Below are 20,221 nucleotides of genomic sequence, written 5' to 3' on the forward strand. Positions count from 1 at the left end.
GGCAGGGATTGGTGAGAGAGAACGGTATTCTCATAACCCCCTTCGATTCGGAAGAAAGCAATATGGGTGCTGAGTGACTGCTTGTCGAAGGCCGATAACCAACCATGTCTAATCTGCTCAAACCAATCGCACTCACCATCGTTGGCATCGCTCTGTTCTTTGTATGGATGTGGCTCGGGATGTCGACGATCGACTACCAGCCCGGCGCTGCCTTCTTCGGGCTGCAGACGGCCGGGTGGTTCTATCTGGGTTTGCCCTTTATGTTCTTCATGGCACTGGTTGCCACGCTGCCATTCTCGTTCTTGGCGCGCAAGTTCGGTTCGCACATCGGCTGGGCGGCGATGCTTGTGGTCGCATTCGCTGCCATCGGCGGGACATTTTACTCGGCCTTACCGACGTCGCGCGTGGCCTCGGCATTGAACGTGGAAGTGCCCGCTGAGAGCATCCTGCATTTGCGATCCGCCGATTCCTTCAACGATGGCACCCACACGTATGGGATCGTAGCAGGGTCGCCGGAACTCATGCAGAAAATCGCAAAATCCAACGACTTGAGCGAAGGGACCATCTCATTGCTGCAGCTCAGGCTATGGTCCGATGACGAGGCGCTTCCCGAATACGGAAACGCATTTGAGAGCGACCTGCTTACTTGTTACCACGACACGACGAGCGATAACATCTACTTCTATCGTCGCAGCAGCCTACCCAATCCTTGATTGTGTAGACGCTTCCACCGCCGAACATGCAAGCATCGGCAGCAACCAAACTGTTGCAGCGCCAACGCTGCGGTCGACCGCCCCGTTGCGCAGAGTCGACCGAGGTTGTTGCAAATATCGTCGCGAAGCTAAGAGGCGCGCCAAAATGATGAGCGCCATTCAAAACAAAAATGTGGAGAATTGCAGATATACTACTCCCGATCTCTAACTTAGTTGTTACAATGCGGCCGGTCGCTTGAGCCTGTGTTGGGGAACGCAGGCGTTTCAATGGTAGGGTAGCCAATCTCCTTGCACCAACGGTGTCGCTAGTGAACGGCAACACGAGAGCTCATTCTGCGAAATAGTCGCAGGAGGTTATCGGGCCAGGGCCGTCACCAGCTTGCTTTCTTTCGGTGCTTCTCTGGCGTGTTGTTTTGATTGCTTCCTCGATGTTCGAGGGAGCGTCCGACTTGCATCCTTTGAAGGAGAGACCCAATGTTAGTGACTACACATCGCACGTTTGCTTCTGCCATCGTCGTGGCAATCACTTCGCTACTCTTTGCTGTGGCTCAAGATTCTCAAGCGGTGATCGTGGGGGCTCAGTCGTACGGGGACGAACTGGCCGGCGCTAAAATCACCGTGAACTTCGACACAACCGGCGCGCGGGATATGATCATCGGCGCAGGTGCTCCCCAGCAGGGTTTGGCGCTCGACGCGGGTTGGTTCCGGTTCTCTGTGACCGGCGATACTTTCTTGGCGGATTGGACACTCGACAACCTATCGAACGAAAGTATCAATAGTGTCTTGTTCGATCTGAGCGGATCGAACGTGCTGTTCGATGACGGATCCTTGCCCGACACTCCGAACAGTTATGCAGGACGCGCCGGAGCGGTTCAGGTGAATGTCAGCCCGCCCGACCTGCTTTCTAGTGGCGAATTCACGCTCTGGCCCGACGTCGACAACGCAGGCGACGAGTATCTGGAAGAGTTCATCGAGTTTGCCAACTTCCGCCCCGGCTTCACTGCCGCGTGGCGTGACGACACCGATATCATCGGCAAAGACACCGGCCCTGAAGTGCCAGAGCCGAGCACCATGATTCTCGCTCTGGGCGCCTTGATCGGCTGCGGCGTCTATCGCAAGTGCCGCAAATAAGCGCGTGCTGAAAACGTTGATTCACAAAGCCCGCAGGCCGGCAAATGGCCTGCGGGCTTGCTTTTTGGCTTCTCCAGGACGGGGGATGTTCTGTTGGCGGTAGCACCACGATCGGTCCGCGCGAGCGGAGGCTCGCTTGACCCATCTATCAACGGCTACGTGTCAACTGGTCTGTTTGTTGTTTTGTGGATTTTCCGTTGCGACCTGTTTCTGGGAGCTGTTCTCACGAACGCTCAACCATCTATTCGAGGTGCCGCCAGGTGGGGCCCGTCATGAGGTTGTTTCGAAGGACGCCCCCATTTATCCTATCGCGAGTCGGTACAACGCTCGCGGTGTGGTAGTCGGGGTCGTCCGGGAGTTGTTGTGAGGTCGATACGATAATCCAAGGGACTCCTGGGGTGACGGAACTTCACTTGTGCCGAAGCTGTCTCTCTAGGTCAGTTGGTACTTCTGGCCGCTCTGGAGCATCGATACCATGACCTTGAGCGGTACCGCACGACACCTGGTCAACCAATAAGTGAAGATTATTCTGCCGCCGTCAGGTTCACCCATCACCCTGCCGAAAAACCATGCCGTTGTGTGAAATCGTTGTCGCCCTCGCGGACGCTATTGCTGAGCAACGTCCGTTCCTGACACCAGAGGAAGCGTGCTTGCTGCACGTAGTAAGAGGCATTCCTTATTACCGGGACATCAGGCGACTGGACGCGTGGGAAGAGGCGTGCAACAAGGTAACTCCAGATAATCTCACTTCAACCGAGACTGGGGAATTGTTGGAAGAGGTGCTCATGCTCGGAGAATGCAATCTCTTCCAGGCGTTTGAGCCAAATCGAACACGTGAGTTCTATGAACGGTTGGTGCCTTTCTTCGCCAGTAGAGGCGTCACGATTCCCACTAACCCTGATTTGTCTGATTGGTAGTTGGCACGGTGTGCCAGCTACACGAGTCCTACCGAGAATCCAACTCCACGAGCGCCGTGTACTCCTCCGGCGTGTTACAACTCCGCAAGCTCCACAGCTCGGGGTCGACCTTGGCAAGCTCCCCGCGCGACATGTACCGCGTATTGAGTTCCGCCACCCAGTCGATCACCCGCCGCTCGCCGCGCCGGAGTCGCTCGTCGGCCAGCTTCGCAGCGCTTGGACGGTAGACGGCTGTTAGCGGGTACAGCTGCTCGTCGATCTGCGGCACTACCGCTTCGTGGTCCTTGAGCATGCTAGCCAGCAGCGTCACGAACTCCGGCGACACGAGCGGTGCGTCGCAGGTAGTGACGAACACCCCGTGGGCGTCTTGGGCTGCGGTCAATCCGGTTGCGAGTCCTTCTAGCGGGCCGCAATCGCGGTTGCGGTCGCGGACCACGCTTACCTCGGCGGGCAGCTTGGGAAGCGTTTGCCCTTGCGCGGCGACGCACACCATTTGCTCGAGCGAGATCGCCGCGCTTAGTCGCCGCACCACGTAGGAGAGCATCGGCTCGCCGCGAAAGTCGAGTGTCGCCTTGTCGCTGCCCATCCGCCGGCTGCCGCCGCCACAAAGGATGACTGCCCACAGGTTCATGATTTGCCCTCGCGCGACGGACCACGGCCGCTGTACCATAAAAAGGCGAACTGCACCGCGCACTTCAGTGTCCACGGAGCGCAGAGTCCGAACAGTGGAATGCCGATCGCCACGAGCACGACGCCGACGAATCGCAACACCGAATCGATCCAGTCCCATCGCGGGCTGATGCTCAGGTTGTTGGCAAACACGAATAGTCCAGCCGCCACAGCAATCCCAATAGCGCCCGTGACGGCCAGCACTGCAAAGCCAATGATCTGGTACTTCAAATCGCGCAGCCGAGGGCCCAATTCGAGCGGCGGCTCTTTCGCATCGCCGGTCGCCACGGTGCGGGGCGATTCAAACGGGTTTGGGGACTCACGATCGGCGGACATGTTGTCAGGAAAGGCAGGCGAGGGAATTCAATTCCGGAGCATTTTGAAGGACGGTGGTACAATAGCCGCGAAAAGGAAGAAAACTCACGAAAAGTGGGGCACATGCGAGCCTCGGGTCAGGGCACGACTTGAGTTTTGGCATTGCTAATCGTCTTCGTGCCTTCTTGTCCTCTTTGTGGCTATCCAGAACCTGCTCGTTCGCTTTTGGCGGTTCACGTTTCCGTCTATAGTAAACGATTGAACCGGCGGGGCGTAGCTCGTCGGCTGTTGTTGAAAGGTCACTTGCCGCTAGCCACTTGCCACTCGTACTTCGCCCACGCTCGCTCGATGCACTGCCGGTCTCGCTCGCCGGGGCGACGCCTGATGCGCTGGCCGAGAAGTCGCTTAAGGAGTTGGAGCAGTTGCCCATCTGGCAAGGCAACCGCCAACTTCCACTGGCCGAGTTGTTTGAAGTGGCCGGCACCGCCACGGACCTTCAGTGGCGGCTCGAAGGCGACTTTTCCAGCGTGCACCACATCGCCAGCGGCATGCGGCGCGGCGAGGTCCACCTGGCCGGTGACGCCGGCCGCCACGCAGGCCAGGAGATGCGCGGCGGTATGCTCGTCGTGGAAGGTACCGCCAGCGATTGGCTCGGCGCGGCGATGCGCGGCGGCACGATCGACGTTGATGGCGACGCGGGAGACCACACAGGCGGCGCGCTGGTTGCTGCGAAGGTTGGCGTGCGCGGCGGGCGGATATTGGTTCGCGGCAACGTTGGAACGCACGCGGCCGAGCGAATGCGGCGCGGTTGGATCACCGTGCTGGGCGACTGCGGCGAGTGGGCTGGTCACCAGATGCGGGCGGGCACGCTGATGGTGTTTGGCAACTGCGGCCCACGCCCCGGCGCGTCGATGCGGCGCGGCACGATCGCCCTGTTGGGCGGCGCGCCGGAGCTGCTCCCCACGTTCCGCTACGCCTGCGACTACGCCCCACAGGCGCTGGGGCTGATGCTTCGAGACCTCACGGGGCAGGGCATCGCCGCGGCGCAGAACGTTACCACCGACGTCGCCATCTACAACGGCGATCTCCTGGAAGGCGGCCGTGGCGAAGTGCTGGTCGCGCGGGGTTAAGACCCACAAGAATATGGTTGTCGCCGGCTGGCGAGCGGTGCTGGCCAGCCGGCGATAACACATCGTGGCCAAGTGGTAAGCCGATGAATCATTACCCCCAATTCCGACGCGGGTCGTAAGTAGGTACCTAGTTTTCACCGAATACTTGCCTCGCGGCGCACGATTGTTCCGATTGGTGAACTTGGTGGCTGTGCTACGGCTCGCCCGTAAGGAATTCTGGTGTATGGCCGGGGCGGCCATACTACGATGTGGTGGCTATGCGACGCGGTCGCTCCGTGGCGCCGCGAAGCATGTGGCGGCTTCCAGGTGCGCGGCCGGTCTGCCACGCCGGCGGGTGCGGATGTGGAACCGCCGGGCGCGGCAGGCCACGCAGGGTAAGTACACGCGCACGCCGCACGTCGGGCACCGCGACGCGGTACGGACTGGCGGGCGCTGGTTGGGATCGTGGCCGTGCGCCCCGCGGCGTCCGCTGGCGATGGCGTACACGCTGGTGTGGCTCACGCCGACTCGCTTGGCGATCTGCCGCCGAGTGAGCTCCTTCTGCTCGAGCAATTCAACGATCCGATTGACTTTCGTCTGGCTAAGCATGGCCTTCGTGTGGGGTTGGAGTTGGGCGAATGGGCAGAACCGGTGCCGCGCACTAATCCTCTGGTTCGTCCAAAATCTGGAACCAGAAATCCCCTTCCTCCGGTAGGGGTTCGTCCTCGCCATCGGGGAGGAAAACCTCCCAGATTTCGTCTTCCAATTCGCCCTGGCGACTAGTGTTCGGGTGTTCAGTATTCATGACACAAAGGTAGCACGAATGGTGTCCAAAAACTACGCCTGGCCGGAAAAATTTATGTACTTTTTGTGTCCCCCGAACCGAGGGGGAAGGCCCTCCGGTTGGGCCCTTTAATCGGCACACTCGTTAGCCCACCGGCGGCATTCAAGGCGCGCCGCGACCTGGTTCGATAACACCCCTTAGCAGGCATGGATTGCCGGCGCCCCGCGCACCACGGAGGAGTGCACGCCCCCGCTCGCACCCGCCCGGACCGCTGCCATGCCCTTCGATGTTGTGATGCCCATTCTCGGCACCTGCTTTGTATCCGCCTGGGTCTTCATTGGCGGAATGATGGTCCGCGATTCGCTCGACCGCGCTCGTGAGATTCGTTTCGACTCGGCGAATGAACCGCATCGCGCGCACTTTCACTAACTAACAGTGCGCCGAACCGTTGGCGCGGTTCCTTTGCGTTCGTCCGTCCGTTCGACTTTCGTCATCTCAACGCATCGAAGTGGCTCTGGCGCATCGCGCTCGAAGAGTCATTTGGCTCGAAACAAATCCGAACAACGGATTGTTCTGCAACCGCAATCGGGTTAGGCTAGCAGATAGCGAGCGCAACGTACTTAAACAGGGATCGTGTGGGAACCGCCACCTGCGGTAAGGTAGGATGTTGACGAAGGGACTGGCATCAGGCGATTGGGTCGTCTATCGAAAGCAGAAGCACAGTACCTCGCCCGGCCCACGGGCGAAGGACGTGGCTGCCGCTCCCTCCGGCGAGACCTACGCTTACACGGTCGACAAGTACTGGGTGGTGAAGGACTGCCTGGAAGACGACCAGGTGCTGCTGATCACGCGCACCGGCAAAGAACACACGGTGCCGCTCGGCGACCCTAATCTCCGCTCCGCGCGGTGGTGGGAGCGATGGCTCTACGGCGAACGCTTCCGCGAGACGGAGAAGCTGCTGGAAACGGCGGCCCAATCGGGGTAGCGGGAGCGTTGTGAACTCGGCGTGGTGCTTACTCAATCACATTGACCGCGCAGCTTGCAGTCGGCTATCTCAGTTGGCACTCTTAATCGCTTGACTGCTGCAGAATCCTGCTTGTGTGGACCGGCTTGTGGGAATCCCCGCATCGATTGGCATCCGGTTTGCGTTCTCGTGGGCCTCAATTGCACGCAACCACATCTAGGGGGCGGCGCGGCCACCGCAACAAAGCAAGGAGCATTTATCAATGGCAAAGAAGAATCATCAGGGTAGCAACCGTGGCAACGGTGGCGAACTGCATCAAACAACCAGCGATCCTCAAGCGTCACTTACGACCAACCAGGGCGTTGCGATCTCGGATGATCAGAACACGCTGACAACCGGCGCGCGCGGTCCGCAACTGCTCGAAGATCACCTGATGCGGGAAAAAATCACGCATTTCGATCACGAGCGCATTCCGGAACGCGTTGTTCACGCCCGCGGCTACGGAGCGCATGGCTACTTCGAACCGTACAAGTCGCATGCGAAGCTCACCAAGGCGGCGTTTCTGCAGGACCCCCAGCAGCGAACACCAGTTTTCGTACGATTCTCCACCGTGGCTGGCAGTGCCGGTTCGCCTGATACAGCACGCGACGTGCGCGGGTTCGCGGTAAAGTTCTACACCAGCGAGGGCAACTACGACCTGGTGGGCAATAACATTCCGGTGTTCTTCATCCAGGACGCCATTAAGTTCCCCGATCTGATTCACAGCGTGAAACCGGCGCCCGATCGCGACTTTCCACAAGCTCAATCGGCACACGACACCTTCTGGGACTTTGTCGGCCTCACGCCCGAAAGCATGCACATGCTGATGTGGGTGATGAGCGATCGGGCGATTCCGCGATCGTTCCGGATGATGGAAGGCTTCGGCATTCATACATTTCGGATGATCAACAAGCAGGGCGACGCCACGCTGGTCAAGTTTCATTGGCGGCCAAAGTTGGGCACCTACTCGCTGGTGTGGGACGAGGCGGTGAAAATCGCTGGTGCCGATCCCGACTACCATCGTCGCGACCTGTGGAACGCCATCGAGTCGGGCGACTATCCCGAGTGGGAGTTGAGCGTGCAGGCCTTCACCGAAGCCGAGGCGGCCGAGTTCGAATACGATGTACTCGACCCAACGAAGCTCATCCCCGAGGAGGAAGTACCGCTGACGCCGCTTGGTCGTATGGTACTCGACCGCAATGTGGAAAACTTCTTCGCCGAGACGGAGCAGGTAGCATTCTGCCCCTCCCACGTCGTGCCAGGTATCGACTTCTCGAACGATCCATTGCTGCAGGGACGCTTGTTTAGCTACCTCGACACGCAGCTTTCTCGACTTGGTTCACCCAATTTCCATCAGATTCCCATCAACGCGGCGAAAAGCGGAGTGCAAAACTTTCAACGCGATGGTCACATGCAGATGGAGGTTCCAACGGGCCGCGTGGCGAATGAGCCAAATACGCTCGACGATGGTTCACCTCGCGAAAACCCGAAGGCAGGCTTTGCCAGCTTCCCAGCCGAAGAGGGGGGCTCGAAGCAACGCATACGACCCGAAAGTTTCGCCGATCATTACACGCAGGCGCGGTTGTTCTACCACTCGATGACTACGCCCGAGCAGAAGCATATCGTCGGCGGGTTGGTATTCGAGTTGGGCAAGTGCAAGGAGATTAAAGTCCGTACGCGGATGCTGGGACACTTGCGCAACATCGATAAGGACTTGTGCGCCGAAGTTGCCGAAGCGCTCGGCATGAAAGGCCAAGCCGACAAGATCAAGCCAGCGGTGGAACCCATGAACATGAAGCCAAGCCCGGCGCTGTCGCAGTACGCCGAGGCGCCTGACTCGATTGCTGGTAAGAAGATCGGCCTGCTGACCACGAGCGGCGTCGAGTCGAAACTATATAACGCCCTGGTCAAAGCTGCCAAACAGGAGTCGGCTCAAGTGCAGGTGATCGCACCCAAGATTGGTCCGCTGGAAACCAGCGGTGGCAAGGAAGTGGAGCCCGATCACTTCCTCTCCGGTGCACCGTCGGTGTTGTTCGACGCGGTAGTCATCGCGCCGGCCGACAAATCGCTCGATTCGATGCCGGATGCGGTAAACTGGCTTCGTGACGCTTACGCTCACCTGAAGGTAATCGGTTACAATGGCAACACGAAGGAGCTGTTTAGCAAAGCAGGTATCGAGCAAGGTGCCGACGAGGGAGTCGTCGATGTGACTGAAGCTAAATTCGACGAATTTGTCACCCAGGCGAAGAAGCACCGCGTGTGGGGCCGCGAGCCTTGAATCATGCAACCAGCTTCGCCGCCAGCGCTTCGCGAAGCGGAGCGGCCTGCTCCTCGTTGAGCATGGCGAGGTAGGCGAGCTTACCAGCCAGGCGTTGCACGGTCTTGTGATCGCTGGGATCGAGCTGGTGGATGGCGGCGCGGAGCTGGCGTCGCTCGGTCCGCGATAGTCCGAGCTGGTCGTTCACCACCACGCCGGCCACTCGCTGGCGGCAGCCGCGGCGCAAGAGCCGAGTCTTGGCGGCGTTCAGCTTGAAACCCTCGTCCTCGACGATCTGACGAGCGTGGTGCACCAGCCGCTTGGCCGCCGCGGAGTCGTCGCCCGAGAACGTCAGGTCGTCGGCGTGGCGGGTGTACTCGTAACCAAACTTCCGCGCCAGCCCTGCCAATCGGCGGTCGAGCCGCATCAACACCGCGTTGCAAATGCCCGGACTGGTTGGCGCACCTTGCACCGCCACGCGCGGACCGATCGGCACGTGGTACGTCGCGTCGCCCACGGCGACCGGCTGTCGCGTCGACTCGGTCATCAGCACGCTGAGCGTCGTGGCGACCGGGTACGAGTAACCCAAGGAGATCAACAACCCGCGAATCCGACCAAAGTGAATCGAAGGAAAACAATCGGCCAGGTCGAGCTTAACGACCATCTGCTTGTCGACATGCGGCACCGCGTTGGTGGCCACGCTCCGCCCAGGGCGAAAACCGTGCGCCCACTCACTTACCGGCAGACGCGACACCAGCAGATCGTTGAGCTTGCGCTGAATGGCTTTTAGCCGTTGCTTAGGGGCATGAATCAGTCGATGGCCGCCGCTCCGTTTGCGCACGGCGAAGGTCACGTAGTGCGGTGTCGTTTCCCTTTGGCGGTGGATGCTGTAGTGACGCAGTTGCGACTCGCTGAGCCCCAGCGCCGCCGCCAGTTCGGCTTCGTTGCTCCAAACGGGCAGTTGATATCGCTCGAGTTGCTCGGCATCGACCGCCAGATCGCGAATGTCTCGATTATTGGTCCGCATGGTGTCGGAGAACAGCCGATTGGCCTCTTCGGCCGGCATGATCTTTGGCTTCTTGGGCCGCGGCCAGACGTAGGGATCGATCTTCGGCTTCGCTTTGGGCAGCAATCGCTTGTCGCGCACCGTGCGGCGATGATGATCCGGCTTGAGCGGGCCGCCGGAGGTGTCGATGGTCTCTTCCACCACCTCGGCGTCGTCGCCGGTCGCCAGGCTGCCGACGTTGCGCTTCACCTCCGCTGGCGATTTGGAGCCACCGAATAGCGATCGCAGCCAGTTGAAGAGTCCCATGAGAAGTCCGCTGAGGTTCGATTCGAGGCAGACGATACCCACGCCCGGCGGTTAACCACTTGCGAGGCCTTGGACCCGTGGCTCCCGGCGTTGCGCACGCTGGGAACTGTGGCGGCGTAATACCTGTAGCAAGCCACCGCGGCGAAACACCGCGGCATCGTTGGCTGGTTGCGCGCGCCGGGCGCGGGTATCGTTTGTCTCGATTCTGTTGTTGGTTGTGTGCTCGTTAGTAACCGCCCACTTCCCACGGCGACGGTTTCTTGGCGACCGCCTCGGTGGGGTTGGCCGGGTCGCTGCTGGCGGTGTCGACTCGTTGGTCGGCCGTGGCCTGGAACACGGCCAGCATGTGTTCGCAGGGGCCTTCGTTCATCAAGTGTTGTTCGAAATGCTCGCAGGTGCAACGCCCGAAGATGATGCGACCGGAGTCGTTGATCACGATTTCTACGGGATCGGCATCACCCGCTTGGCCCACGACGCGCCAGTCGCGGTACACCACTTCGCGGAACACGGGGCCATCGGGCGTCTTCAACCGGCGCTGCTTGCGATTCTCCTCCACCTGGCAGGAGCGGATGCTCACCTGGCCGGCGGCGAGCATCTCGGCCGCCCGCTCGCGTCGCAAGTCGGGCGGGAAGAACTTCGCCTCGTCGGCCGGCGTTTCGAACAGTTCGCGGCTGCGATAGTCGCGGCGCTGTACGTCGAACATCGCGCGCCCCTGCCGGCACAGCCGCACCAACACCCGCGAGGCGGTCGGCTTGTCGACGCTGAGCTTTTCGGCAAGTTGATCGATCGATAAATGGTACTCGCTTCGCAGCAGTTCGAGCGCGGTAGCCACCAGCACGTCATCGGCTTCGGCCGCCTCGGCCATCAAGTCGAATCCGCCAGTGCCGGTGAATCCGGAGCCCGACCAGCCGGTGATGCCCAGCATAAAAGTCATGCCGGGCAGCTTCACCGCGTAGAAGCTCGGCAGCGAGCGCCCTTTAAGGTAGACGTCGACCGATTCGGCGAACGGCAGCAATCCTTCGATCAGCCGCAGCCGCCGACGTCCCCACACGCGAATGTTCTTCGGCGCGCTGTAGTTGTGCTCGGCGCCTTCGAGCGGCACGACGTGCTCCCACGGTTCGAGCATCACGCGAGCGTCTTCGCCGGGTGGGAACTCGTACCGCAACGCCCGCGGTGAGACCTTGGCCTTGGTGTAACGCATAAAACGAATGGCGCTCAACAGGTCGATCGGGCTCACCGTGAGCCGTGTGCCGGTCATCGCCATTGCGGCTTGCACTTGCAGGAAGCCACGCACCCAGTTGTCGGGCAAGTCGACCTTCTTTTCGAATCGCCCACCCGCTCCTGTGGTCGACAGCTCGATGCCTTCGGCGCCGACACTGAAGGTGGTAGTGCGGCTGGTTCGCATCTCGCCCAGCGCGCCCCACAGCCAGGCGGTGAAGTCGACATTCGTCGTGCCGGTGATCGTTTCGCCTTCGGCTTGGAACACCTCGGGATCGACCTCCAGGCATCCATAGGCCGATTGGTCCTGGCTGAACGCTTCGAAGAAGATGCGATCGGGATGAACGGTCACCACCGGATCGAGGATGTCGCCTTCGGCGTACCAGGTGTCGTCCGACCAGATCAACTCGCCCAGTGCGCGGAGCGCGATGCGGAAGTTAAACGCGTGGTTGGACACCGTGCCACGGAAGTGCACCGGGCGGCGGGCGTTCGCCGAGAGGCCAAGTTGGCACTCGTCGCGGCGGGCGTCGAGCACCGAAGGCGAGGCGTAGTCTACCAGCACGATCATCCTGCCACCTCCTCGAGCCCGTACACAACAGGTTGCTCGCGCGGGCCACGCAGCTCCGGTCGCTCGTGCAGCAGGGTTCCGATCAGGCCGACCAACTGTTCCTTGGGGTAACGCTGGTCGGGCAGGCGCAGCGACAATTTGGCTTTGTCCAGCACCCGGCGAGCCGAGTCGATATCGTGCCGCGCCGCGTTGGCCAGCGCGCCGAACGCAGCCATGCGCGTCTTGCGATGCAACGGCCGCAGCAGGGTGCCGAGCAGAATGTCGAGCGAATCGGCGGCCAGCTCCCTCGCCCGCGGATCGTCTTGCGCCAGCACGCGGTACGCGAGCATCTGCACGCGAATCTCGGAGCCTTCCACCAGGTCGCGGACCGCCGTAGGAACTTCCAAGTAGGCGTCGAACGAGCGAACAAACAGCAACCGCGCGAGTTGGTTCGTCTTGAGCAGTTGCGGATAAGAGTGAATGGCGAATGCCGGAATGCGCGTGAGCACGTTGGCCGCGCGGCGGGCGAACTCCTGTGGGTCGCGGTCGCGGATCTCCTGATAGTACCCACCCAACGCGTCGGCCGTGTCGCAAATCTTGTTGCGTCCACTCCCTGCATAGTACGCGTGCTCGTAGCGAACTTGCGTCGCGTAGCGGCTGGCCATCAGGTCGACCAGCTCGTCGTCGTCCTGCCGTTTGGCCGCGGCCAGCAGTTCCGGATAGCCCTGCCACCAGGTGGGCGTGACGTTCGGCTTGAACGGACCATGGATCAGCTCCGGGTAGCGATCGTACAGGCGCACCGCGACGCCGTCTTCCAGGGCGTGAATCTGGGCGAAGCCAAACCCGCCCCAGTTCCATTCGCGAGATACGCCGGCCAAAGCGCCCAGACGACTGGTGCGGTCGCTATCGCTAATTTGCTGATCGTCGAGCAAGTTGCCGATGGCTTTGTTCATCATCTTGGCGTCGCGATTGGTGCGAATGGCCGCCGCCCACAAATCCCACCAGCCGCGACTCGCGGCCAGCTTCACGTACGGCTTGGCGTCGCCGCCCCACCAGCCGCCAAGCAGGTCGCGCAGATTCGCGCGGACGTAAGGAATCGCTTCGCGCCCGCGCTCTTCGAGCAATAGTAGTGCCGTGTCGCTCCGCTTCAGTCCGTACCCCTCGGGATGAATCCGCTGCAACTCGGCGGTGAACTCGTCGGGGTCTTTGATAGTCTTGGCGGCCGCTATTGCATCGGCGCGCCACTGTTTGAGCGACGCCTGCTTGCGATAGATCTGATCGCACAGCTCCTGGTCGCCTTCGGCTTTCGCCGCGTCGTACAGTTCTTGCCACAGCTCGCGCTTCTCGCCACCCCAGAACGAGTGTGGCAGATGCTTCAACACGAACGGCCCGCAAGCGCGGTCCGTTTGATACAGGGCCACCGCGGTGGGCTGGTCGAGTTGAAACCAGTCGTCGTATTCGTCCAGCACGATCGCCCGGGCGGCGGGTCCGCGTGCCTTCTGGTAGTCGTCCACCAGCGCGGCGTTCCATGCTTTCTCGTCCAAGCCCCATTTGTTGTCGGCGTATTTCCACCGCAGCAACCGGCGCACGATGGGCGTATCGCGCGAGCGTCGCGCCGCGTCGAGCCACGACTCGAGTTGTTTCGCGTGGTCGCTCCACTTCACGCGATGCCACTTCTTGCCAGTGAATGCCCAATCGGAGAACGAGTTGAGCACGAGGCCGCGGAACATCACCTTGTTCCGCTCGTAGAGCAGCGGTCCCCAGAACCACGTGAGCCCCGGGAACTCCTCATCGCGCGTCAGACCTTCCAGATGATCGCGCAACCGCTGATCGTCCCGCTGCGCTTCCAGCAGTTGGTCGATCGTCTGTTGCAGGCGAGAAGAGTTGGCCATCCGAAGTCAACCTATGTTGCGGCGCACTCAAGGATGACCGGATGATACGCTAACTCCTGGCGAGAAGCCAGCATCCGCCGTGTGGTAGAAAAGTGCTAAGTGGGCGGCACTACAACTTCAGCGTCTCGTACCGAGCCAACAGCTCCGGGTCGTCGGTGCGCATGTTTTCGAGGGCCGAGGCGGAGACTTGGCCTTTGTGCTGGCGGGCTTTGTCGTTGTCGCCTAGTTCGGCGTAGGCCACGGTGAGTGCCACGTTCGCGAAGTTGCGCGTCACGCGCTGGGCTTGGGGCACGTTGGCCAGTTCTAACAGGGGGTCGAGCGCTTTTTCGTAGTCTTCGGCCCGCATGTAGTATCGCGCCAGACCTTGCTTGGCCTGGTTGATTTCGAAGGCATCGGGCGTGGGGTGATACTTCCACACCGCCTCCCAGGCGGCCGGCGTGTCGACGATCTTGGCGTGGAAGAGCTGCTTCTGAGCCGTCTCGCAGCGGACCACGGTCGGCTCGTTCTCGGCCAGCACGTACGGCCGGCGCGCCGCGCCGGCGAGTAGCGCGCCCACCAACGCAGCGATGGCCAGTAGTGCCACGAGCCGTCGACGATCGGTCTTGGGCACCTGCAGAGCGCGAGTGCCTTGCATCAGTTGTTCCAACTCGTCGGTGGCCTCGATCTTGCCGCCGTAAGCGGACAGGTCGCTGAGCGACCAATTCTCGGGTCCTTCCGCCCAACCCTCGGCGGCGGCTTGCTTGGCCAGCATCCGCAGTTCGCGCATCAGCGCCATGGGATCCGTGAAGCGGTCTTCCGGCTTCTTAGCCATCATCCGCTCGACTAGTTGCACCAACGCCTTGGGGGTCTCGGGCGCAAGCTCGGCGAGCGGCGGCGGCTCCTTATTGATGTGCTGCACCGCTACGGCCAGCGGCGTCTCGCCGCGGAAGGGTGGTTCGCCTGCCAGCATGTGATACGCGGTCACGCCCAGCGAGTAGATGTCGCTGCGGCTGTCGACCGCGCGGCCTTCAATCTGCTCGGGGCTCATGTACAGCGGCGTGCCCATCGTCACGCCGGCTTGCGTGCGGTTGGTCTCGTCGGTCGTGGCGCGGGCCAGGCCGAAGTCGGCCACTTTCACTTCGCCGCTGCGGGCGAGCATGATGTTCTCGGGCTTTACGTCGCGATGGACGATCGCCCGCTCGTGTGCTTTCGAGAGCGCGGCGGTGACCTGGCGAATGATGTCGAGCACGCGTCCCGGCTCCACACGCCCATGGCGGCGCATCCACTCGGCCAAGTTTTGCCCGGCGACGTATTCCTGGGCGATGAAGTGCGAGCCGTTCGACTGCCCGACTTCGTACACTTGCACGATGTTTGCATGCACCAGCGCGGCGGCCGAGCGGGCTTCGTGCTTAAAGCGTTCCACATAGGCCGGCTGCGAGGCCAGTTCGCGCGATAGCACTTTGAGCGCCACCTGTCGGGCGAGCGACTGCTGCTCGGCCAGGTACACATCGGCCATCGCCCCCCGCCCAAGCCGGCGGAGCACCTGATAGTCGTTCAGCAGCGTGCCAGTGAGATCGGACAACGGTGGCAGCAAGGAATAGCGGAAGGGCGGGTTGAACTGTCGTGGCGATCTGCAGCGGGGGCTCATTATATGGAGTGATGGTGATCGCCAACCTGCTCATTCTAGTCCAAACGGCCTGTTCATGGCAGAACAGGGCCACTGGCATTTGAATTCCGGCCATTTGGGGCAGGCTTGGCCCTTTTTCAAAACAACGGAAGCCATTCAGTGGGTAACAACCTTGGAGTTCGGCGGTCGGGCTAGCGTCCTTGCGTGCCAGCGCTGCAGATGCAGTGATGTGCGTTGGCCACCGGCGAAGCTTGCCTATATTCCCGCAATATCTGTGGAACTAATCGGCGGCCTCTGGCGTCTAACAAACTTGGCAGTCATCCGTTGGCGGAATATTCTGGTAGAATTCCGCGATTCGCATAGCGTCGGCACCAAGAAGCGGGGATAATCCTCGAAGGCTTTCACGAGGTCCACCCGTCGCGTATCTGGTGGGCCCAATTTTGCAATTCTCGATCCCAGTCATGTCGCATCGACACCTAAACACAGGGAGGCATACGATTATGTTGCGTATCACTCAATTGTTCATTGCCGGCTTGGCCGTGCTGGCCGTGGCCGTTTGGATCGCCTTGCCCACCACTGCCGACCAAGTGGTGGCCGATGCCGACACGGCAGTTTCCACCGCGGATGCCGCTACTACAGACGCGGCTACGGGCGAGGCCAAGACTCCCTGTGCCAACTGCCCCGCCTGTGAGGCTGGCACTTGCACCGACGCCAATTGCCCCGCGAAGAAATGTGCCGAAGGCGAGTGCGACGAGACCGCTGGCGCGCAGGCCCGCTGCGAAGCTTGTGAGAACGGCACCTGCACCGGCGAGAACTGCCCACTGAAGGCCACCACCGTGGCCGCCTCGACCGACAAGCCCGTAATTTCGTCCGCCGAAAGCGAAGCGGAACTCGGCACTCCGACCCACCGCCAGGTGAAGATCCTCAAGGCTAATCAGGAAGGTCTGTCGAACACCAAACTCAACTGCTTCTGCATGACACTCGATGGCCGCATTCTGGGTGGCTGCGGCACCAGCAAAGACAATGGCGAGATTCGCGTCTTCAATTCCGAAGGCGACTACGTCGAATCGTGGTCGACGCCCGTGAAGGTTGAAGCGATTAACGTTCGCGCTAACGACGGTCACGTGTTCGTCGCTGGCGATGGTCGGTTGGTCGAACTGGACGACACCGGCAGCCTGGTGGCCGACGCGCCCTCGCCGCACGCTTCGGTAAGCAAGGAACAAGCCGAGAAGATGCGCGAGGCGGTGGTCGCCCAGCTCACGTCGCGCGTCGAGATGTACAAGAACCAGGCCAAGATCTACGACCAGCAGATCGAGCTGATCGGCACCCAGTTGGAGAAGCTGCAAACCAGGCTCGACGAACTGCCCGCTGAAGAAGCAGCCGACGAAGCTGCCGAAGGCGAAGAGCTCTCGGCTACCGCGCGGCAACGCGAGATGTTCGAGAAGCAGATTTCGCAACTCGAGCGGAGCGTCACCAGCCTCGAGCGCACCAAGAAGCTGTGGAACGAGCGGATCGAGAAGCTCGGCGAAGCCGAACCTTCCGAAGAGGACATCCAAAGGCAGATCGAGTCGCAAATCGCCCGCAAGCTGGCCGTGGCTTCGATCAGCGCCGTGGACGACCACGTGTACATCGCCTGCTCGGCGGCCGTTGGCTATGGCTATAGCGTGTGGTCGATCAGCGACGACTTCTCCGAGGGAGAAGAGATCATTGGCGATCTGCGCGGCTGCTGCGGCCAGATGGACGTGCAGGTGAACGATCGCGGCATCTACGTGGCCGAGAACTCGCGCGACCGCGTGGTGTGCTTCGACCACGAAGGCGAAGAGGTCACCCATTGGGGCCACTCGGCGCGCGAAGGCATTCGTGGCTTCGGTAGCTGCTGCAACCCGATGAACGTGGCCTTCGGTCCCGATCACACCGTGTACACCGCCGAGAGCGGCACCGGCCGCATCAAGCAGTACACCGCCGAAGGCGAACTGCTGCAGGTGGTCGGCTCGGCCGACCTGGTGCCCGGTTGTAAGAAGGTGTCGATCGGCGTGAGCAAGGACGGCAACCGCGTGTTCATGCTCGACATCACTCGCGACCACATTGTGATGATGGATCGCATTCCGACTGAAGAGCGGAAGGAGATGATCGCCAAAGCTCAGGCCGCCGAAGAAGCTGCCGAGGGCGAGTCGGAAGAAGCAGAGTCCGACGCCGGCCAGGTCTCCCAAACGGCCGTCAAGCGCGCTGTAGCGGTCCGTGCCCTGCGGGTGCGGCCCGCCATCCAGGCCAAAGCGATTGCTGTCGAGGCGCCCGCCGAATAGGCCGATCGCCCTGACATTCCACCTGCTAGAAACCCGAGTCCAACAAGGGGAGTTTACCAATGCGCTTTGCCTGCTTGGCGATCCTGGCCTTGGCGCCGCTTTGCGCCGCCGGGCCACTGGCGGCCGAGGAGCCTGGGCCGCTCAACATGGTGGTGATGGACCCGCTGGCGTTGCCGCTGTCGTGCCCTTGCGTGGAAGGCTACGCCCAACGTAACTACGAGAAGCTGGCCGAGTACCTTACCGAGAAGCTGGGCCGTGAAGTGAAGGTGGCCTTCGGCGAATCGGTCCAGCGGGCGAAGGAGAAGGGCGAGTTCGACGAGGTGCACATCATCATCGGCAAGGACTCGGTGGTGCGGGCCGACTCGGCCAAGCTCAAAGTCAAAGCGGTGCCGGTCGCCCAGCTTACCGGCAAAGATGGCTCGACCACGCAGACCGGTTTGATCGTTGTTCGCAGCGCCGACTCGGCCAAGAAGGTCGAAGACCTGAGCGGCTACCGCATTCTTTACGGTCCGCCGGAGTGCGATGAGAAGTTCGCCGCCCCGCGGGCGATGCTCGAGGAAGCCGGCATCGACGTGGTGGCTGCCGAACAAGCCGAAACCAGCGCCGCGTGCAGCGATGGGGCGTGCAAAATCATCGAGTGGGGCGATACCGAGAACGCCGCCGCGGTGATTTCGAGTTACGCCGCACCGCTCCTGGAAGGTTGCGGGACCATCAACAAGGGCGACCTGCGCGTGGTGGGCGAGACGAAGCCAGTGCCATTCGTGGCTGCGTTCGTCAACGACAAGCTGGCCGACGCCGACCAGTCGGCGATTCGCGAATCGCTGATCGGCGTGATGGACGATTCGGAGTTGCTGCTGTCGCTGGAAACCTTGCGGGGCTTCGTGCCGCTGACCGACGAGTACAAAGAGAAGTACAAGAAGAAAACGGAGGAGGCGCCGCCGGGCGAGAAGCTCGGCGCGTCGCCCGATGGGGATCCGCCGGGCGAAGGGCCGCCGGCGGCCGCCGCCAACACACCACCCACGGATGGGGCGACCCTCGGGTGGACCGGTTGGCGGGGCCCGCACCGCGATGGCCGCGTGCGAGCTCTGCCAACCCGTCTCCCCGAGAAGCTCCCGCAGGTCTGGCAAGTTCCTCTCGCGCACGCCGGCCTGGGTGGCATCGCCGCCACCGACCAGTACGTGGTGATCGGCGACCGCAATCTGCCCAACACAGGCGATGAGTTTCGTTGCTACGACGCGGCCACCGGCAACATGCTGTGGATGGTCGACTATCCGGCCGAAGGCTCGCTAGATTACGACAACACGCCCCGCGCAACGCCGCTGATTGTCCAGAGCGACGACGAACTGCTGGGCACGCGCGTGATTCTGCTGGGCGCGTTTGGCCATTTGAGCTGTGCCGACTTGGGGACCGGTATTGTTTACTGGCAGAAGAACATTCGCGAGGAGTTCGGCGCGAAGAGCGAACTGGTGTGGGGCACATGCTCGTCGCCGCTGGTGGTCGATGGCAAACTGATCCTGAATCCCGGCGCCGAAGCAGCTTCGATCGTTGCGCTCGACCTGATGACCGGCTTGCCACTCTGGCAAACGCCTGGTCAAACGGCTGGCTACGGGTCGCTGAACATCGCCACGCTGGGCGGCAAGCGGCAGATCGTCGGCCACGACCGCACCACGCTGGGCGGTTGGGACATCGACTCTGGCGAGCGACTGTGGACGCTCACCCCGCCCCGTAGCGGCGACTTCAACGTGCCGACACCGATGGAGATCGATGGCAAGCTGCTCGTAACCACGGAAGGCAACGGAACTCGGCTCTACGCGTTCGATGGCGAGGGGAAGATCATCGAGCAGCCGATCGCGGTGCAAATGCAACTAGCGCCCGACATGAGCACGCCGGTCGTGGTTGGCAATCGTTTGTACTGCGTGTGCCAGAAACTGTACTGCTTGGACCTGGCGAACCAGCTCACTGAGTCGTGCCGACTGGAAGACCCCGCGCTGGGCGACTACGCCCCGATCATTGCCGACGACCAGAGATTGCTGATCTTGGGCCACGGCGGCGAACTCTTGCTGGTCGACATCACTGGCGAAGAGCCCACGATCACCAGCCGCACTTTCTTGTTCGACGACGAAGAAACCCGCGAAGCGGAACTCTACAGCCACCCCGCCATTGTCGGCAACCGACTCTATGTACGCGGGGAAACGTCGATCGCTTGTTTCGAGCTGGAGTGAGGTCGGAGTGGCAAGCGTCGACAATGCCAGCGACGGAGCCGAGAATCCGTTCCAGTCGCCCAGGGCAATTACCGAAAAGCAGCCTGGCGAGAAAGAGCGGACATCGGACAGATACAGACTACGTTGGTGGAGCCTTGCAGCTGCCATGGTAGTACCGTGTGTTGTCATGGCTACTCTCATTGCGGCACTATCCGGTTTGCCGTCACCGACGCCCACCGTTCGC

The 20,221-nt window shown here is 61.6% G+C and carries 17 protein-coding genes; 9 read left to right on the forward strand and 8 right to left on the reverse strand.

All coding sequences use genetic code 11. From position 1 onward, the window contains the following. Positions 1 to 104: 104 nt before the first annotated feature. The 3 genes from ACQK2L_RS10515 to ACQK2L_RS10525 all read left to right on the forward strand — a co-directional run bounded on the left by ACQK2L_RS10515 (position 105) and on the right by ACQK2L_RS10525 (position 2,761). Positions 105 to 713 carry a hypothetical protein gene (locus tag ACQK2L_RS10515; protein WP_425396916.1) on the forward strand — a complete coding sequence of 203 codons (609 nt, stop codon included), beginning with the start codon at positions 105 to 107 and terminating at the stop codon, positions 711 to 713. A 474-nt stretch (positions 714 to 1,187) separates the two neighbouring features. Continuing rightward, a complete protein-coding gene (locus ACQK2L_RS10520) occupies positions 1,188 to 1,844 on the forward strand; it encodes a PEP-CTERM sorting domain-containing protein (RefSeq protein ID WP_425396917.1) in 657 nt (218 codons plus the stop codon). A gap of 569 nt (positions 1,845 to 2,413) precedes the next feature. Then, complete coding sequence (locus ACQK2L_RS10525; RefSeq protein ID WP_425396918.1) at positions 2,414 to 2,761, forward strand: hypothetical protein; 348 nt, start codon at positions 2,414 to 2,416, stop codon at positions 2,759 to 2,761. Between the two features lie 28 nt (positions 2,762 to 2,789). Here the strand turns inward: ACQK2L_RS10525 and mobA are convergent, their stop codons facing one another. Then, positions 2,790 to 3,392, reverse strand: coding sequence for a molybdenum cofactor guanylyltransferase (gene mobA / locus ACQK2L_RS10530; protein ID WP_425396919.1), 603 nt, complete (start codon positions 3,390 to 3,392; stop codon positions 2,790 to 2,792). After that, positions 3,389 to 3,766, reverse strand: a complete 378-nt coding sequence (locus tag ACQK2L_RS10535; protein WP_425396920.1) for a hypothetical protein — start codon at positions 3,764 to 3,766, stop codon at positions 3,389 to 3,391. Before ACQK2L_RS10535 ends, mobA begins: the two co-directional genes overlap by 4 nt. A 296-nt stretch (positions 3,767 to 4,062) precedes the next feature. Between ACQK2L_RS10535 and ACQK2L_RS10540 the strand changes: the two genes are divergently transcribed. After that, the gene (locus ACQK2L_RS10540) at positions 4,063 to 4,875 is read left to right on the forward strand and encodes a formylmethanofuran dehydrogenase subunit C (RefSeq protein WP_425396921.1); all 813 of its coding nucleotides are present in this window, start codon (positions 4,063 to 4,065) and stop codon (positions 4,873 to 4,875) included. Positions 4,876 to 5,130: 255 nt separating this feature from the next. On the opposite strand, the gene ACQK2L_RS10545 is transcribed toward ACQK2L_RS10540, so the two are convergent. Together ACQK2L_RS10545 and ACQK2L_RS10550 are read right to left on the reverse strand one after the other, a co-directional pair. Then, a complete protein-coding gene (locus tag ACQK2L_RS10545; protein WP_425396922.1) occupies positions 5,131 to 5,463 on the reverse strand; it encodes a helix-turn-helix domain-containing protein in 333 nt (110 codons plus the stop codon). 52 nt (positions 5,464 to 5,515) lie between these two features. Then, positions 5,516 to 5,659 (reverse strand): hypothetical protein, encoded by a 144-nt coding sequence (locus ACQK2L_RS10550; protein ID WP_425396923.1) that lies wholly within the window; start codon positions 5,657 to 5,659, stop codon positions 5,516 to 5,518. A 255-nt stretch (positions 5,660 to 5,914) separates the two neighbouring features. On the opposite strand from ACQK2L_RS10550, the gene ACQK2L_RS10555 reads away from it, so the two are divergent. The 3 genes from ACQK2L_RS10555 (at position 5,915) to ACQK2L_RS10565 (ending at position 8,919) form a co-directional block, all read left to right on the forward strand. Beyond that, a complete protein-coding gene (locus ACQK2L_RS10555; RefSeq protein WP_425396924.1) occupies positions 5,915 to 6,067 on the forward strand; it encodes a hypothetical protein in 153 nt (50 codons plus the stop codon). 235 nt (positions 6,068 to 6,302) lie between these two features. Continuing rightward, the gene (locus ACQK2L_RS10560) at positions 6,303 to 6,623 is read left to right on the forward strand and encodes a hypothetical protein (protein ID WP_425396925.1); all 321 of its coding nucleotides are present in this window, start codon (positions 6,303 to 6,305) and stop codon (positions 6,621 to 6,623) included. A gap of 241 nt (positions 6,624 to 6,864) precedes the next feature. Then, positions 6,865 to 8,919 (forward strand): catalase, encoded by a 2,055-nt coding sequence (locus ACQK2L_RS10565; RefSeq protein ID WP_425396926.1) that lies wholly within the window; start codon positions 6,865 to 6,867, stop codon positions 8,917 to 8,919. Position 8,920: 1 nt separating this feature from the next. On the opposite strand, the gene ACQK2L_RS10570 is transcribed toward ACQK2L_RS10565, so the two are convergent. The 4 genes from ACQK2L_RS10570 to ACQK2L_RS10585 form a co-directional block, all read right to left on the reverse strand. Further along, positions 8,921 to 10,210, reverse strand: a complete 1,290-nt coding sequence (locus tag ACQK2L_RS10570) for a reverse transcriptase family protein (RefSeq protein WP_425396927.1) — start codon at positions 10,208 to 10,210, stop codon at positions 8,921 to 8,923. A 226-nt stretch (positions 10,211 to 10,436) separates the two neighbouring features. After that, positions 10,437 to 11,996, reverse strand: a complete 1,560-nt coding sequence (locus ACQK2L_RS10575; protein ID WP_425396928.1) for an SWIM zinc finger family protein — start codon at positions 11,994 to 11,996, stop codon at positions 10,437 to 10,439. Then, the gene (locus tag ACQK2L_RS10580) at positions 11,993 to 13,867 is read right to left on the reverse strand and encodes a hypothetical protein (RefSeq protein ID WP_425396929.1); all 1,875 of its coding nucleotides are present in this window, start codon (positions 13,865 to 13,867) and stop codon (positions 11,993 to 11,995) included. The genes ACQK2L_RS10575 and ACQK2L_RS10580 overlap by 4 nt, the downstream gene beginning before the upstream one ends. A gap of 109 nt (positions 13,868 to 13,976) precedes the next feature. Continuing rightward, the gene (locus tag ACQK2L_RS10585) at positions 13,977 to 15,428 is read right to left on the reverse strand and encodes a serine/threonine-protein kinase (protein WP_425396930.1); all 1,452 of its coding nucleotides are present in this window, start codon (positions 15,426 to 15,428) and stop codon (positions 13,977 to 13,979) included. A 545-nt stretch (positions 15,429 to 15,973) separates the two neighbouring features. Here ACQK2L_RS10585 and ACQK2L_RS10590 point away from each other — a divergent pair. Both ACQK2L_RS10590 and ACQK2L_RS10595 read left to right on the forward strand, forming a co-directional pair. Next, positions 15,974 to 17,776 (forward strand): hypothetical protein, encoded by a 1,803-nt coding sequence (locus tag ACQK2L_RS10590; protein ID WP_425396931.1) that lies wholly within the window; start codon positions 15,974 to 15,976, stop codon positions 17,774 to 17,776. Between the two features lie 59 nt (positions 17,777 to 17,835). Beyond that, the gene (locus tag ACQK2L_RS10595; RefSeq protein WP_425396932.1) at positions 17,836 to 19,998 is read left to right on the forward strand and encodes a PhnD/SsuA/transferrin family substrate-binding protein; all 2,163 of its coding nucleotides are present in this window, start codon (positions 17,836 to 17,838) and stop codon (positions 19,996 to 19,998) included. The last annotated feature ends 223 nt before the right edge of the window (positions 19,999 to 20,221 follow it).

Source organism: Aeoliella sp., from assembly GCF_965227375.1.
In the GTDB taxonomy this organism is placed as follows: Bacteria; Planctomycetota; Planctomycetia; order Pirellulales; family Lacipirellulaceae; genus Aeoliella.

Excerpts from the sequence above, each read along its gene's own strand:
- ACQK2L_RS10515 (WP_425396916.1), top strand. The coding sequence starts at position 105 with ATGTCTAATCTGCTCAAACCAATCGCACTCACCATCGTTGGCATCGCT.
- ACQK2L_RS10520 (WP_425396917.1), top strand. The coding sequence starts at position 1,188 with ATGTTAGTGACTACACATCGCACGTTTGCTTCTGCCATCGTCGTGGCA.
- ACQK2L_RS10525 (WP_425396918.1), top strand. The coding sequence starts at position 2,414 with ATGCCGTTGTGTGAAATCGTTGTCGCCCTCGCGGACGCTATTGCTGAG.
- mobA (WP_425396919.1), bottom strand. The coding sequence starts at position 3,392 with ATGAACCTGTGGGCAGTCATCCTTTGTGGCGGCGGCAGCCGGCGGATG.
- ACQK2L_RS10535 (WP_425396920.1), bottom strand. The coding sequence starts at position 3,766 with ATGTCCGCCGATCGTGAGTCCCCAAACCCGTTTGAATCGCCCCGCACC.
- ACQK2L_RS10545 (WP_425396922.1), bottom strand. The coding sequence starts at position 5,463 with ATGCTTAGCCAGACGAAAGTCAATCGGATCGTTGAATTGCTCGAGCAG.
- ACQK2L_RS10550 (WP_425396923.1), bottom strand. The coding sequence starts at position 5,659 with ATGAATACTGAACACCCGAACACTAGTCGCCAGGGCGAATTGGAAGAC.
- ACQK2L_RS10555 (WP_425396924.1), top strand. The coding sequence starts at position 5,915 with ATGCCCTTCGATGTTGTGATGCCCATTCTCGGCACCTGCTTTGTATCC.
- ACQK2L_RS10560 (WP_425396925.1), top strand. The coding sequence starts at position 6,303 with ATGTTGACGAAGGGACTGGCATCAGGCGATTGGGTCGTCTATCGAAAG.
- ACQK2L_RS10565 (WP_425396926.1), top strand. The coding sequence starts at position 6,865 with ATGGCAAAGAAGAATCATCAGGGTAGCAACCGTGGCAACGGTGGCGAA.
- ACQK2L_RS10570 (WP_425396927.1), bottom strand. The coding sequence starts at position 10,210 with ATGGGACTCTTCAACTGGCTGCGATCGCTATTCGGTGGCTCCAAATCG.
- ACQK2L_RS10575 (WP_425396928.1), bottom strand. The coding sequence starts at position 11,996 with ATGATCGTGCTGGTAGACTACGCCTCGCCTTCGGTGCTCGACGCCCGC.
- ACQK2L_RS10580 (WP_425396929.1), bottom strand. The coding sequence starts at position 13,867 with ATGGCCAACTCTTCTCGCCTGCAACAGACGATCGACCAACTGCTGGAA.
- ACQK2L_RS10590 (WP_425396931.1), top strand. The coding sequence starts at position 15,974 with ATGTTGCGTATCACTCAATTGTTCATTGCCGGCTTGGCCGTGCTGGCC.
- ACQK2L_RS10595 (WP_425396932.1), top strand. The coding sequence starts at position 17,836 with ATGCGCTTTGCCTGCTTGGCGATCCTGGCCTTGGCGCCGCTTTGCGCC.